General features: G+C 37.2%; 8 protein-coding genes. 4 read left to right on the top strand and 4 right to left on the bottom strand.

Features of this window, described 5'->3' with window-relative positions; genetic code table 11:
* Position 1: 1 nt before the first annotated feature.
* The 4 genes from A3Q33_RS17920 to A3Q33_RS17935 form a co-directional block, all read right to left on the bottom strand.
* Complete coding sequence (locus A3Q33_RS17920) at positions 2 to 4132, bottom strand: Ig-like domain-containing protein (RefSeq protein ID WP_081181141.1); 4131 nt, start codon at positions 4130 to 4132, stop codon at positions 2 to 4.
* Positions 4133 to 4156: 24 nt separating this feature from the next.
* Positions 4157 to 5257: an alpha/beta hydrolase gene (locus A3Q33_RS17925; RefSeq protein WP_081181142.1), complete on the bottom strand. Its 1101-nt coding sequence runs from the start codon at positions 5255 to 5257 to the stop codon at positions 4157 to 4159.
* A gap of 23 nt (positions 5258 to 5280) precedes the next feature.
* Positions 5281 to 6777 carry a tryptophan halogenase family protein gene (locus A3Q33_RS17930; RefSeq protein ID WP_231295723.1) on the bottom strand — a complete coding sequence of 499 codons (1497 nt, stop codon included), beginning with the start codon at positions 6775 to 6777 and terminating at the stop codon, positions 5281 to 5283.
* A gap of 89 nt (positions 6778 to 6866) precedes the next feature.
* The gene (locus A3Q33_RS17935) at positions 6867 to 9722 is read right to left on the bottom strand and encodes a TonB-dependent receptor (protein WP_081181144.1); all 2856 of its coding nucleotides are present in this window, start codon (positions 9720 to 9722) and stop codon (positions 6867 to 6869) included.
* A gap of 1130 nt (positions 9723 to 10852) precedes the next feature.
* Here A3Q33_RS17935 and A3Q33_RS17940 point away from each other — a divergent pair.
* The 4 genes from A3Q33_RS17940 (at position 10853) to galE (ending at position 15813) form a co-directional block, all read left to right on the top strand.
* A complete protein-coding gene (locus A3Q33_RS17940; protein ID WP_081181145.1) occupies positions 10853 to 11899 on the top strand; it encodes a UDP-glucose--hexose-1-phosphate uridylyltransferase in 1047 nt (348 codons plus the stop codon).
* On the top strand, positions 11899 to 13041 hold the full coding sequence (gene galK, locus A3Q33_RS17945; RefSeq protein ID WP_081181146.1) for a galactokinase: 1143 nt from the start codon (positions 11899 to 11901) through the stop codon (positions 13039 to 13041). Before A3Q33_RS17940 ends, galK begins: the two co-directional genes overlap by 1 nt.
* A gap of 55 nt (positions 13042 to 13096) precedes the next feature.
* Positions 13097 to 14671 carry a sodium/sugar symporter gene (locus tag A3Q33_RS17950; RefSeq protein ID WP_081181147.1) on the top strand — a complete coding sequence of 525 codons (1575 nt, stop codon included), beginning with the start codon at positions 13097 to 13099 and terminating at the stop codon, positions 14669 to 14671.
* Between the two features lie 116 nt (positions 14672 to 14787).
* A complete protein-coding gene (gene galE, locus A3Q33_RS17955) occupies positions 14788 to 15813 on the top strand; it encodes a UDP-glucose 4-epimerase GalE (protein ID WP_081181148.1) in 1026 nt (341 codons plus the stop codon).

Raw genomic sequence — 15813 nt, forward strand, 5'->3', positions numbered from 1 at the left:
TCTACAGATTTTCGATGAGTTTACTTTCTGTTTTATAAAGTCTTTTATTTATTTGGTTTAAGTGCTCTTGCTCTTTTTTAGATAGTTTTTTTCCTTTATCTAAAACCGTGTTATAACGCTTGTATTTATTAAGCGATACATTATCTAAATCTATATTTGGAAATAATATATTGATGTTAATGTTTATTTTATAAGACTCTTCATTACTAGTATTTTTGGCTAAAATAGTTAAAGGGTAACTTCTTTTTGTTTTCAATACTCTGTTCGATATATTACGTAAATAGACTTCTTTAAAGTGAAAAACTATATCTCCCGTTTGCGCATCAATTGAAAACAGCTTGCTATATACCGACGATATAATGCTATAACTTAACTGCTTGGCATCTGCTGCATCTATATCAGGAATAAAGCCTTTACCAACGTTTTGCTTCTTTTTACTATATTGGTAAACATAATCAAGAGACTGTTTGAAAGCAGATAAGTTAGTTTTATCTTCGCTGTCTAACTGCTGTAAAAAAGCAAGTAATTCGTTTTTCTCAACCTTATTAAGCTGATTGAATATATTGTGTGCCTTTGCTGGTTCACCTTTACCTGCTTGAAATACATCATTTAAGGTTTTAGCTGAACCATCATGTAAATAGGGGGCGCTTTGCCATAGGCTGATTAAACTAGGCGTATCGAAACCATCTAAACCTTCCCCTAATCGATTACCTGAAGATTGGCTTTTTGTGCCTATATCATGCCTAACACCACTCATGCTGTCAGTATACGTTGAGCCCACATGACAAGTATTACACTGCAAATTAATAAAGTGTTTTTTCCCTTCTATGGCTTCTGACGTATAAGTACCATTAGGTTTTTTATAGGGACTTCTTGGGTATTTATCTAACGATGAAACGTATTTTGCAAGATTATCTAGCTCAATATTAATGCCGGCTTTACTTGGAAATAAATGCATATTGCTAGGTTTTACCGCATCAAATAAAAAACCGGTACCGCCATTTAGGTTAACTATTTGATCGTTAAAATCTTGTACTTCATCAAAGTTACCTGTCCAATGTAATAAACCGTGTTTCATACCTGATTTACCCCGTAAATCTATGGTGTTTCTTAACCCTTCACCCAAGTTAGATAAATCCCAGATGCGTCCATCATGGCTACCATCACTGTGGCAACTAGCGCAGCTCATATAACCTTCGCGGGATAAATGACTTTGTGTTGAATTATGAAAAATACGCTTACCTTGCAAAATATCGCTAGAAAGCAATTCATGATTAACGGTTTTCCATTGATTTTCAAATTGTAAATGGCCGTTAGCTTTGCTATTAAATACTGAAATGGATCGAGACAATTGGTTATGAGCAAATAGCTTAGAACCATCTTTACTTGGTATTAACGAAATGGTGCCTTCACCATAACTATTAAATGTAGATTGTTTATTAGGTTGATACGCATCAATCGCGGTTATTGTTTGGCTGCCCATGGTGGCAATATAAAGGATATTACCTAGCTTGTTGTAGGTGGCAGCAGAGGCAAAATCACTGTTATCAAAATCTATTTGGTAGGCTTTAATTTCTTCTTTTTTATCAAGGCTAAATGCTGAAGCAATGCTTCTAACGGTATGATCAAAGGTTAAGGCATTACCATCACGATTAAGTCCTCTAAATAAATTGTCTTTTTTACCTGGAAGCCAAAATGTATTTTGTTCAGGGTTTACTGCAATAGGCCCTAAATAATTTAGGTAACCACGGCCATTAGATAAACCGTCAGGGTCCATAATAGGAGACAAGCGTTGTTGATATTCAATACTCCATTTATCCGTGTTTACCCATTGAACAAAAGCACCTTGTTGGTTGCTTGCGATAAACTGTGGAGCGATCAATAGGTTATTATGCGGGAGAAATGCTAGGTTTCTTAAAGGGCCTTTTAATTTGATATTTCGTGTTAATTTTAATGAGCGACTATCAATTTCTTGAACCTTAGCTGCTCCACTTAACGCAACATAAACACGTTTTTTTATTTTATTAAAGGTAATGCCGTGAGGCGTGGATGCATAACCTAATGGTAGTGTTTTAAATAATTCACCTGTTTTTTTGTTGTGAATACTTAAGCTGTCGTCATCTTTATTACTTACCCATAATTGGTCATCTATTTGTATTAAAGCAACGGGATTCTTTCCTGTTGGTTGCTCATAAATAACTTTTCCAGAATCAGTGCTTATGGCTGTTAGGGTATTATTATCGGGGTTAACGACATAAAGTTGTGCTATGTGCTCGTCTAGTACCATTGTTGAACTTGAAAGAGGGCGCTCATTTGGAACGGGGTTATAAATAACTTGTATCGCTGAATTTTTAATTGTTTTCTTAGTCTTTTTATTTTTAACGATGAGCGTAACGTTATAATTATTGGCTTTATCGAATGTTGTTTTAATAGATGCAGAGCCACTAAACTCTGTATTTGGTGTGTTATTACCAAAGTTCCATGCATAGCTGAAATCTGCTGTGCTATTCATGCTTTTGACTGAAGCGGTAAACGTGACGTTATCACCCACTTTTTTAGGCTCATCAACGATTAATTCACTACTAAATTCATTTAACTGATCACCAGTAGAAAAGTAAGTAACAATTTCTTCACCTTGGTAAGCGTTGCCAACAGTATCTTTTAAGTTTGAAGTAATGATAACTTCATACGATGTATTAGTTTTTAAAGGTGCCTTAGGAACGATGTGCACTATTCCCATGCCATGACTAAAACTACTTGGCACGACTTGCTTTGTGGCTTTTTCAATAAGGTAAGTTGCGCCAAACTCTAGGCTGCCATTATCAATAAAATCTGAGAATGAAATACCAATTTTTGAAAGCAAAGATACGTTTTTCTCACCTTTTTTCGGTAAAATATAGTTAACTTTAGGGGCTGTAGTATCAGGGGGTATACTGGCAGCAGCAATGCTTAATTTGCTCCTTACATTATGGTCTGAGGTAATAACGGTTAGGTTGCCTAGCGATGAAATAAAGGCATAATCGTCAGCAGGTGGGTATTGTGGCTCTGCTCTGGTTTCTAAAGTCGCTTTATCCTGATTAACTGACCATTTTGTTAAACCAGGGTAATGGCCAATATATAAATCATCATCTTTCACATAAATGTATTCAGGCTTGAATAATTGATCGGTAGTGGCAAGTTCAATTGTTTTAATGTTTTCAACATCAGAAAAATCATAGGTGATGATTTCAGATGTTTTCGCGGTACCTCTATCACCCGAAAATGCACCATTGTAAAAACGAGAACCATAAAGTATGCCTTGATATCCTACTTTAATAGTATGTCGGTTAATCAGGAATGGGTTACTGGGATCACTTATATCAAGCAACACCATATCACCTGTTGTGCTTGCAATTGCCGTAGGTGATAAAATTAATAAGTCGCCTATCGCATGAGCAGATCGTAATACTTGATTGTATAATTTATCTTTGGTTAAGTGTTTAAGTAATCTCGGTTTTTCTAAGTTAGTTGTATCTATAATATACAAACCAGTAGAACCTGTAGGGGCAAAAGCATATTTCCCGCCTACCCAAACAGGTGAAAAACTAAAGCCGTCATAAACGGTAGATTTTTCAACCCCTGGAAAATAAAAACGAGATATAACTTTAGGTAACGTTTTAGGGTCGTCATCAAATAAAGGCCCTAAATCTAAAATTATAAAGCCGTTGCGGTTTTTACCTCTATCAGTCAAATATAAATAATCTTTATGAAAATATAGTGTATGTACTTCTCCTAAATCACCTAAATAATGTTTGTCTGACTCATTGTTGTGGTAAATATTAGGGTAGTCTCGTGAGTCGAAAACGGTTTTAGGGTTGGTAGGATCATCAACATTGTAAGCCGCTAAAGCGCCTTCACCAATACCACCACCAAAGTCAAAGCTTAACGGGGTTATTAAAAGCCCTTTATGATAAGCAACAGCACTGATGGCTTTTTCGGGATCGATCCACGAAAGAATATCCCCTGCTTTAGCGTTTAGGATCGGCTTATTAAAAGGGGCATGTACTTTATAGTCTTCTGCATATGAATTAAGTGATATAACGTTAAATACACTACAGAGTAAAACAGCGAGAAATAGGGGCATATTCTTCATAAATATATAACTGCTTATTTTTTATTAATTGTTTATTAATTTTTTTGTCAAAAATTGATGAAGTATTTTGTGTTCTTCATCCCCTCTGAAAAAGTCGTGCTTTGAACCTTCTACGATATAAAATTCACTGGATACTTGGTTATCTGTTAAGCTTTGATGCAAAATTTTGCTTTGATCCAGAGGGACAATGGGATCTTTATTTGCGTGCATAATTAAAAAGGGTGGGTCATTGGGCGTTACATAATTAATAGCACTACCTTGGCGATATAGTTGCCCATGTGTTTCAGGTGTACCGCCGAAGAGTTTAGGCACCGGAAATCTCAATAAATTCGTCCCAATAGGCTGCGAGTTTTTTCGTCGTTCAAACATTTTTAACATGTCACTAGGGCCATACCAAATAACTGCAGCTTGAACTTTACTAGAAGCATTAGTTACGCCTAAGCTTCCTTCTAAGCTAGCATCATCACCCGTTGTAGCGGCTAAAGCAGCTAGATGCCCACCCGCTGAAGCTCCCCAAATACCTATTCTATTGGGATCAATGCCATAGGTTTTAGCATTGTGTCTTAAAAAGCGTATAGCCGCTTTTACATCGTGCAATTGTGCTGGGTAGGTGTCGTGACGACTCAATCTATAATTGATTGACGCTAAAATAAAACCTTGTTCAAGTAACGCTATTTGTTTACCTAAAAGCAGTTTAGTGCCTCTTTTCCAACCACCGCCGTGAATCCAAATAACTAAGGGCATAGGTTTAGTTTGTAGATTGTCGGGAATATACAAATCGAGTTTTTGTCGCCTATGTCCGTTTTCAACATAAGCTATGTTCAGGTGTGCTTGTTCATTTTTTATATTTTTACGTTCTTTAATTATTCTATTTTGATAAATAAAGTAGGCTTTAAATTCTTTACTCGAAAGTTTGTTATCAAGATTTATATCCACATGTTCGAATATATCCCTATTCTGGGCTTTGAATTCAAACACCTCTAACAGTTTGTTTTTATTCGTATCGAGTAGATCAAATGTGTTTATTAATTCGTTCGGCGTATAGTTAATGTGATCAGCCATGGCATGCCATGAATAAGATAAAGCGAATAATAATAAATAGTTGATTTTTATTTTTTTAAACATGAAATGGCCTGCTTTATTAGCGATTAGAATTTTATTTTTTTAATATAAGCCATGTGTTCAAGGGCTTTAGCCGCACTTTGATCGAGTGCTATTTGTGAACTTACTAGCGCTTGTTGAATTTTTGAATAATCAGACGCATCGATAAGCGGGTCATATTCGTTAGGGCGTACACCCATTCCTTCCAATACAGAATACCAACTATCTGTGGCAAACAAATCATCAGTATCATGAAATAATTGACCTTGCGAACGAAATAAGTCGAGTTTTGTTTCGAGGGAATCAGGTATTGCTAAGTTTTGCCACATTTGCCAAAAAGGGGAATCAGTACGCTTGGTTTCACTGTAATGCAATACAATGAAGTCGCGAATACATTCATATTCATGATCCATTTTACGATTAAATTCATCTATCGGTGCTTGATGCAATTTTTTACTGGGTATTGTTTGCACAAAGTTAAGCATGGCTTTCATTATCAAGTAAATGCTGGTGGACTCTAATGGCTCTAAAAAACCTGATGACAAGCCAACAGCTAGACAGTTTTTATGCCACATTTTGTGTCGTTTACCCGTTGTAAATGAAATAATTCTGGGCTCTGTTATAAAATCACCAACATTTTTTGCAAGTAGATCTTGAGCTTGTTGATCACTGCAATATTGGTCGCAATATACATAGCCATTACCTGTGCGATTTTGTAATGGTATCTGCCATCTCCATCCGTGTTCATGTGCAAATGAAGAGGTAAAAGAGGGCAGAGGGCGCATCACTTTAGATTGTGCAGCCACTGCTTTATTTACTGGTAAATAATGTTGCCAATTTTCGTAGCCAATTCTTAAGGCTTTGCCTAATAAAAGCGATTGTTGGCCACTGCAGTCGATAAAAAAGTCGCCGTCGACTAGCGCTCCATTTTCTAGCGTTAATTGGCTGATATTACCCTGTGTATCTAACACAACATTTTGGACATGGCCCTTGATATGCTCAACGCTGTTATTTTGACAGTATTGAGATAAAAACTCAGCCACTAAGGTTGCATCAAAATGTAATGCATACGTGGATGCTGATAAATTAGTGGGATTTTGTGGATCAGGTATGAAAAATCGGTTTTGTTTGGCTAATGCAATAGCAGGAGAAAAATCAGTAAATTCAGACGTCCCCCCATTTAACTTGTTTTTCAGCCAATGTTGATAAAAGGGTTTACCCTCTATTTTATTGCCAACATGACCAAATGGATGCCAGTAATGACTGCCTAATTTATGCCAATCACAAAACTTAATACCGAGTTTAAATGTTGCATTGGTTTTTAATATAAATTCAGCTAGAGGAATTTTTAAGTATTCGAGCATATCTACTATAGAAGGAATGGTAGCTTCGCCAACACCAATAGTTGGTACATGAGGTGACTCTATTAAACGGATTTTGCAAGGCAGATTCAATAAGGCTCTGGATAAAATAGCCGCTGATATCCAACCAGCGGTTCCTCCTCCGACAATCACAAAGGTTTTTATTTGCTGTTCGTTAGACATTACCATCCTCTTATACTTTTCAAAAAAACAAGCTCTATACTAACACCTAGAGCTTGTTTGATTATTTAACATTATTTCAATTTTAAAACCTAAAACTTTGCAGAGACACCAATTTGGTATCGACGACCAGAATAAGCTAAATTAACCACACGCTCTCTTACATCAGCATAACGTAAGTTACTTTCATCGGTTAAGTTAATCACTTCAGCATTTATAGTGAAGTTTTCATTGATGTCATATGATGTACTAAAGTCAAATTGACCATAGTCTTCAACATGTTGAGGAATGCCATTACTGCCTAAAATAGGACCTTGACGAAATTCTAAGAAACTTTCACGCCAGTTGTAAGCAATACGTGCTTGAAAGGCATCTTTATCGTAAAAGGCGATAATATTATAAGCATTTTCAGACAAGCCTTCTAAGCCATTACCTGGTGCGACGACACCGTCTTGCGTAAATGTATCAGCATTGTCATCGCTACTGTCAGTGAAGGTATAGTTTGCTTGAATACCGAAACCACTAAGGAAGCCAGGTAAGTAATCAAAGTAATGCAAACCTGCAATTTCAATTCCGTTTACCGTACCACCGTCACGATTATTTTTTTCAGTAATTGTTTCTACTAGCGGTACTTGTATAACATTATCGTTAGCATCGAGCTTATCAATGATAAATTGATCATTTCTTTGAACAGTATTAGTAGAGATGTATGTTGCAATATCTTTACGGAAGAACGCGAGACTATATGCGTCACCATTTTCTGCGTAGTACTCTAGCGACAGGTCAAACTGAGTTGCTTCATACGGTTCAAGCGTTGGGTTACCACCCGTTTGGAATGCATCAGTTGCGCGTTCGTAGTTATATGAACGGTTTACACCGATATCTTCTATAGCTGGGCGTGTCATAACTTTAGCTGCCCCTGCTTTGAGGAAATAACCATTGTTAAAATCAAGGCTGACATTAGCGCTAGGCAAGAAATTTGAATAGTCATTTTCTTTGGTTAAAAACGCAGGTTCAGTATAGGTTGCATCAATTAAACCTCCTTCAGAGCCACCTAAAACTGAAACTACTTCCAACAGTTCAATAGCATTACCAACTGAAGAGACTTTAGTTTTTACTTGTCGGAAGCCAACATTGCCACTCCAGTTAAATAATGAATGCTCACCTTCCATATTTAGTTGCACATATAGTGCCGCAATATCTTCGGTGTTTGAAACAGTTTCATTTGGTCGAACTGACGTTTCATTCCAATTAGACTCTTTACGAATTTGGCCAATAGCATCTGTAAAAGCATTTAAATCGTTAATTAAGACAAAGTCACGAGGAAAGTTACCTGCTACATCGCTTAAAAAACCATTGTTACTGTTTATAGCAAATATACTGTCATCTAAGTCGGCACTTGAGTTACAAGTACGTACTTGCTCAGCTTCAGGCAAGGCAAGGTTCACACAACTGTCTGCAATACGATATGCCGTTTGTGACTTTTTACGCTCGCTGATTGCTATACCTGCATCAATAGAAGTAAAAATACCCTTATCTAACTGGTAATTAACATCAAATTTAATTGACTTGATTTCATCTTCTCTTTCCATTTGTGCAACGTCATTCCAATGCGCTCGAACTGCTGCGGGATCAGACCAGTCTAGGGTTGATTCCACATTAATTACATCACCTCCACGACTGTCGTAACGAATATAATCTTCATCTAAAATAAGACCAAATTCTTGATTAGCTTGGTAGCCTGGATCGCCCGGAAGTACACTTTGGTCTACACTTGCGTTAACGATATGTGGAATATAGGCACCGCGATTCTCTGTTGCTTCAGCTTTCGAGTAAGATAAATCGAGCTCAAATGTCCACTCGTCATGGAAAAGCTTACTATTAAAGCCTGTTGCTATTTGTTCAGATTCTTGACCTTCAACTTGAAAGCGGCCATCAATAGGACTTGCTGCTTTTGTTGCTGCTAAGGCTGTACCGTACTGAGATACAATAACATCAGTGAAACCATCACGTTGAGTAGGTACTTGGATCCCATTACCAAACGCTTCACGATCTAGCTTTGAATACAAAACGTCAAATGTATGAGTGAGATCATCGTTTTGAGCCCACTGTATGGTTGAGTTAGCACTCGTGCGTTTTCTAGACTCGGTATCCATTGAGTACCATGCGCGACCTGGAAACCAAATACTGCCACTAGTAACGGCATTGCCTGCTTCATCAGTAATAGGACCTGGAGCAAAAACGGTGTCGGCGGCATCAAAAAAAGCCCAACGGTTAGCGCCTGCGCTGTCTATACGGTTGGTAACATCTAATTGAGAAAGACCAAATAACACACCAACAGTATCATCTACAAAAGTATTACTCACAATTGCTGATATTTTAGGATCAACTTCTTCAGCTAGGTCATTATATTTTGCGTTAATAGACCCCGCGGCTTGAAAGCCAGCTTTATCTAAAGGTCGAGCTGTTCTGATATTTACATAGGCACCTAAACTACCTTCAGCAATATTCGCTCTCGACGCTTTAACTACATCAGCACCCGAAATGAGTTCAGAAGGTAAAGATTGGAAGTCAAACTCCCGGCCTCTGTCAGTTGTCGCAACAACACGATTATTAAGGTGAACTGAGTTAAATTTAGGGCCAAATCCACGTACGGTAACTTTTGCACCTTCACCGTTGGTACGAGAAATCATTACACCTGTGATGCGTTGTAATGATTCTGCAACGTTTTGATCGGGAAATTTACCGATATCTTCAGCAACAATACTATCTTGTATAGATGACGCGTTTTTCTTTAAATCCATTGATTCAATCAAACTGCTACGGATACCAGAAACTTCAATCACTTCAATTGATTTATTTTCCTGAGCAAAACCATACTGAGTAAATAGCGCGCTGGATATTGCTAACGCAAGAGGTAATACCTTAGTATTAATTGATTTTTTCATTATTTCCTTCCCTTAGTAAGTCCATGTAAATATTTTTTTAACAGTATTTACACTGCTAAATATTATATTTTTATTATGTATTACTAACTTTTAATAGGTATCACCCCTATTGAAAGTTAGCAACCTATTAGAGGTTATGCGCAACCATTTTGCAATGATTTTGTTGTATTATAATATTTTATTTATCAATTCATTTAAGTGTAATTTTAATGTATCTAGTTAAATTACTATTGTATCAATAACTTGTAGTGTTTTCGATGGTGGGTCTGTGGTTTTGTTGCTCTCTTTTATTGGGTTTTGCGCTATCCTTAGTCGGAGGTTTCAATGGGTGACTCTGTCCCAGAGTAAACTTATCACTCATAAGTTTCGACCAATCTCTGCTGTTTATCATGCATTACGTTTTTTTGTTTAAAACACGCAAGGTTGATCTGTTTTAATGGCATGTAACACTTCAAAATAGAAATGTATTTTAATTAATGGAGGTGTGGACTTAGCACACTCTACTAGAAACCAATTGAGTTTAAAGCGACCACTATAAATATGTCTTATTATTCTGCTTTACCAGAACATTCTATATCTTAGTTTGATATAGAACAGACAATAAATTTATCAACAGGTATGTATTAATATCTAAATTTCAGGTTGAATTTTAGTTGTGAACTAGATGCATAGTCACCTTTGTTTCTAATCAAGAGTTACCATTTATAAAAAGATGCACCTTGTACATCGTTCGCTCAGGTATCTGTAAACTCGCATTTTATCAACGTAAAATCAGAAAAAAGGTACGATACACTACGTGAAAAGGTGTTGCGTTACACGTTAGAGTTTTAAAGTTCTGGATTACAGCTTTATTGCCTATGTTTAAACGTAATATATAAGTTATATCGCTTGCCTCTAAATTTTAATTTACATGGTTAACTTTGTTTAATTGACATTTAAATCAACGGTATAACTTTTATTTTTGTGTTTTCCTTTAACCTTATGGATATTTAGTTACTATTTATTCATCACTTTTTATAGCTAATTGTTGCTTTTAATATTAAATCGAGTATCTTTACCTGTAGGTGTTGCGCGTTCCCGTCTTGCAATAAAACACGAAAAACATAAACAGATTAAATGGGATTAATAGAATGAAGAATGAAGATTTTGATCCAACAGAACACCCTCATAGAAGATACAACCCCTTAATAAATGAATGGGTACTCGTATCTCCACACAGGGCTAAACGGCCATGGCAGGGTCAAGTTGAAACATTGGATGAAGATGAAAAGCCGACTTATGATGAAAGTTGTTTTTTATGTGCTGGTAATACGCGCATTAATGGCGAAGTTAATGATCATTATGAAAAGACCTTTGTATTCACTAATGATTTTGCTGCATTAAAACAAGACACGCCAACAGTTGTTAACAATGACCCTTTATTTAAGATGGCGACAGAGCAGGGTGAAAGCCGTGTAATTTGTTTCTCTCCTGATCACAGTAAAACTTTACCACAACTTAGCGTTGGTGAAATTAAAGCCGTTGTTGATACGTGGCAAGTACAATGTCATGAACTTGGGCAAACCTATCAGTGGGTACAAGTTTTTGAAAACAAAGGTAGTGTAATGGGGTGTTCAAATCCTCATCCACATGGACAAATTTGGTCACAACAGCAATTACCTACCTTGGTTGAAAAAAAGCAAAACGCTCAACTGGCTTATCTGCAGCTTCATGGCGGTAATTTATTACAAGATTATGTTAAAAAAGAAATCGACAACGAAGAGCGCATTGTTGTCAGTAATGACGATTGGTTAGTGGTTGTGCCTTATTGGGCAGCATGGCCATTTGAAACCCTACTGTTACCAAAATTTAATGTTGCCAGAATGACTGAGTTAACGGATGCTCAAAAAGTGTCGCTGGCGGATATTCTTAAACAAATAACCATTAAATATGACAATTTATTTAATTGCTCTTTCCCATATTCAATGGGCTGGCATGGTGCACCTTACGATGGTGAAACACATGAAGAATGGACCTTACATGCGAGCTTTTTCCCACCATTACTGCGTTCATCTACCGTCCGTAAATTTATGGTAGGTTACGAAATGATGGCTGAAGCACAACGTGATTTAACCGCAGAACAAGCCGCCGAAAGATTAAAAGGCTTATCCAATGTTCATTACAAGGACAGCATATAATGAGCCAACAAGGTTTGATTAAACGATTGTTTGAAGAACAGTTTTCAATAGCACCGCATGTACTTTGTCATGCGCCGGGTCGAGTAAATGTAATTGGTGATCATACTGATTATAACGATGGTTTTGTTTTTCCTGCCGCCATTAATTACGGCACTTACATTGCTGCATCTAAACGCGATGATATGTCAGTAAATGTTTATGCTCATGACTGCGACCAAGAATCAACTTCATTTAAGCTCGATCAATTAAAATTTGATGAAGAAAAAATGTGGAGTAATTATGTTCAAGGCACCTTACAGGCATTAATGACGGTTTATCCTGATATCAAAGGAGCAAATATTGCGGTTACAGGCAATGTACCCCAGGGTGCAGGCTTAAGCTCTTCTGCAAGTTTTGAAATAGCAATTCTTAAAACATTTGCACAGCTTTATGAATTAGATTTAGATGGTATTAATGCGGCTAAATTAGGTCAAAAAGCTGAAAATAATTTTGTCGGCTGTAATTGCGGCATTATGGACCAATTAATTTCTGCCATGGGTCAAAAAGGCCATGCAATGCTACTTGATTGTAAAAATCTGTCGTTTGAAGATGCACCGATCCCTAGTAATTTATCACTGTTTATAGTTAATTCTAATGTTAAACGAGGATTGGTTGATAGTGCATACAACTTACGCAGAGAACAATGTGAGCAAGTAGCCAAACATTTTGGCAAGTCTGCACTTCGAGAAGTAACGATAGAGCAACTTGAAGCTGATAAATCGATTATAGACCTTGAACTGTATAAACGTGCACGACATGTTATCACTGAAAATACACGTACTGTTTCAGCCTTAGCAGCGTTACAAAATAACGATATAGAATCCCTCAGCGCGCTAATGAAAGCGTCTCATGCTTCATTGAGAGATGATTTTGAAGTAACGACTAAAGAAATGGATGGCTTAGTTGAGATTATCGACAATGTTATTGGTCTTAATGGTGGTGTAAGAATGACAGGTGGCGGTTTTGGTGGTTGTATTGTTGCTTTAGTACCCGAGGAAATGGTGACTAAACTGACTGAAGTTGTGAATAAAGATTATCCAGAAAAGTTTGGGTTGGCAGCAACAATTTATAACTGTAAAGCGAGTCAGGGTGCTTTTAGATAAGCTATTAAAATAGAAATTATAAAAATTATAATTAAAAATAAGAGGTGGGGGAATTATGGATTTTGCAAACAAATTGGGCACGATAGACAGCACAATTTTTATTGTTTACGTTATAGGGCTGTTATGTGTTGCATTGTGGATTTCTCGCAGTGAGAAAGCAGAAGGAGCGAGCACAGAAGATTACTTTTTAGCAGGTAAATCATTACCGTGGTGGGCTATTGGCGCTTCTTTAATTGCCGCAAATATTTCAGCGGAACAGATAATAGGCATGTCTGGCTCAGGTTATGCCATAGGTATCGCTATTGCTTCTTATGAGTGGATGGCAGCGATTACCTTGATCATAGTTGGCAAATATATGCTACCTATTTTCTTAGATAATAAAATTTTCACCATGCCACAATATTTAGAGCAGCGCTTTGATAGTAAGGTAAAAACGACCTTATCAATTTTTTGGCTAGCGGTTTATACCTTTGTTAACTTAACCGCCGTTTTATGGTTAGGTGGCTTAGCCATTGAAACCGTTGCGGGTGTTGATTGGATGTTCGGCATGATTTTCTTAGCCGTTTTCTCTGTTGCTTACTCGTTATACGGTGGTTTAAAAGCCGTTGCCTATACTGATATATTTCAAGTTGTGTTATTAGTATTTGGCGGACTATTCTTAAGTTACTTAGCACTTGATGCAGTGTCAGATGGACAAGGTGTTTTAGCTGGTTTCGGGATTCTTACCGATCAAATGCCTGAGCATTTTGACATGATTTTAAGTCCTGAAAATGAGCATTACATGAGCTTGCCGGGTATTTCGGTATTAATCGGCGGTATGTTAGTGATGAACTTCAGTTATTGGGGCTTCAATCAATATATTATTCAACGTGCTTTAGCGGCTAAAGATATAAAAGAAGCGCAAAAAGGTATCGCTTTTGCGGCCTACCTTAAATTATTGATGCCTGTTATTGTCGTCCTGCCTGGTATTGCTGCCGTTGTTTTATATCCTTCATTAACAACGCCAGACCAAGCTTACCCGTCAATGATGGCATTAATGCCAGTTGGTATTAAAGGGTTGGTATTTGCGGCCTTAGTTGCTGCTATCGTTTCTTCTCTTGCCTCAATGACCAATAGTATTTCAACTATTTTTACTATGGATTTATATACGCGTTTTAAGCCAAACAAAAGTCAACGCCATTACGTGCATGTGGGTCGTATTGCTGCATTAATTTCTTTGTGTATCGCTTTGGTTGTAGCTGAACCATTATTGGGTAAATTTGATCAAGCATTCCAATACATACAAGAGTTTACCGGCTTCTTTACACCAGGCATTGTGGTGATATTTGTGATGGGTATGTTCTGGAAACGCGCTACGTCAATGGGTGCACTTGCGGCTGCATTCGGTTCAGCTGTCTTTTCTTTTGCCTTAATGCAACTTTGGCCTGAGTTACCGTTTATGGACCGAGTTGGCTTAGTTTTCTTGCTTTGTTTGGGCCTTTGTTACCTTGTATCAATTATGGGTAAGCCAAATACACAAGATAGCAGCGTTAGTTTAGATACCGTGAGCTTTACTACGGCTAAATCTTTTAATGTGGCTAGCCTTGGCGTGATATTTATCCTTGTCGCTTTATACGCAACTTGGTGGTAATGGTATTAACTCAACAGAGATAAACCTACTTATTTATCTCTGTTTAAGTTTAATGAAGTAATCAAATAAAGGTCAACTGGGTATCCGTTGGCCTTTGTTTAATTAAAGGAATAAAGATGCAAGTATTAGTAACAGGTGGCGCAGGTTATATTGGCTCTCATAGCGTTTTAACTTTATTGGAAAATGACTATGAGGTTATTGTCTATGATAACTTATGTAATTCGAGTGCTGAGTCGATTGAGCGTGTAAAACGTTTAACAGGTAAATCAGTTGACTTTATTGAAGGCGATATTCGCGATAAAGACAAACTAATGGAAGTTTTTGAGCACCATAACATCAGTGTTGTTATTCATTTTGCCGCGTTAAAAGCGGTGGGTGAATCAACGACAATCCCCTTAAGTTATTTTCAAAGTAATGTATATGGTACGGTTTGCGTATTAGAAGTGATGAAAGAGTTTGGCGTAAATAACTTTATTTTTAGCTCTTCTGCCACTGTATATGGCGAAGAAAACGACGTTCCTTATGATGAGAATATGAAACTGGGCACGCCTTCTAGTCCTTATGGTGCTAATAAGGTAATGGTTGAGCGAATTTTACAAGATTTAGCTATTTCTGATCCTCAATTTAGAGCCGTTTCGTTGCGCTATTTTAATCCCATTGGTGCTCACGAAAGTGGTGAAATAGGGGAGGACCCAAGTGGTATTCCTAATAACTTACTCCCTTACGTAGCTCAAGTCGCGGTAGGAAAAAGAGCTAAACTCAATATTTTTGGCGGCGATTATCCTACGCAAGATGGTAGTTGTGAACGTGACTATTTACATGTGATGGATTTAGCGGAAGGTCACCTAGCTGCACTTGAATGGCTAAATAAAAATGAGTCATTTAGAGGTGTTGAAGCATTTAATTTAGGTACGGGTAATGGTGTTTCTGTTTTTGCTATTGTAAAAGCCTTTGAAAGCGCAACATCGAAAGCTATTCCTTTTGATGTTGCACCTCGACGATCAGGCGATTTACCTGCTTTTTGGGCTAATGCAAATAAAGCGAATACCCAATTGAATTGGCAAGCTACAAGAAGCTTAACGCAAATGATGAAAGATACGTGGCATTGGCAATCAAACAATCCAAATGGGTATGCAAAATAA

The organism is Colwellia sp. PAMC 21821, assembly GCF_002077175.1.
GTDB lineage: Bacteria > Pseudomonadota > Gammaproteobacteria > Enterobacterales > Alteromonadaceae > Cognaticolwellia.

Coding starts and splice junctions, on each gene's coding strand:
- galE (WP_081181148.1), top strand. CDS start 14,788: ATGCAAGTATTAGTAACAGGTGGCGCAGGTTATATTGGCTCTCATAGC.
- A3Q33_RS17940 (WP_081181145.1), top strand. CDS start 10,853: ATGAAGAATGAAGATTTTGATCCAACAGAACACCCTCATAGAAGATAC.
- A3Q33_RS17930 (WP_231295723.1), bottom strand. CDS start 6,777: ATGTCTAACGAACAGCAAATAAAAACCTTTGTGATTGTCGGAGGAGGA.
- A3Q33_RS17920 (WP_081181141.1), bottom strand. CDS start 4,132: ATGAAGAATATGCCCCTATTTCTCGCTGTTTTACTCTGTAGTGTATTT.
- A3Q33_RS17925 (WP_081181142.1), bottom strand. CDS start 5,257: ATGTTTAAAAAAATAAAAATCAACTATTTATTATTATTCGCTTTATCT.
- A3Q33_RS17950 (WP_081181147.1), top strand. CDS start 13,097: ATGGATTTTGCAAACAAATTGGGCACGATAGACAGCACAATTTTTATT.
- galK (WP_081181146.1), top strand. CDS start 11,899: ATGAGCCAACAAGGTTTGATTAAACGATTGTTTGAAGAACAGTTTTCA.
- A3Q33_RS17935 (WP_081181144.1), bottom strand. CDS start 9,722: ATGAAAAAATCAATTAATACTAAGGTATTACCTCTTGCGTTAGCAATA.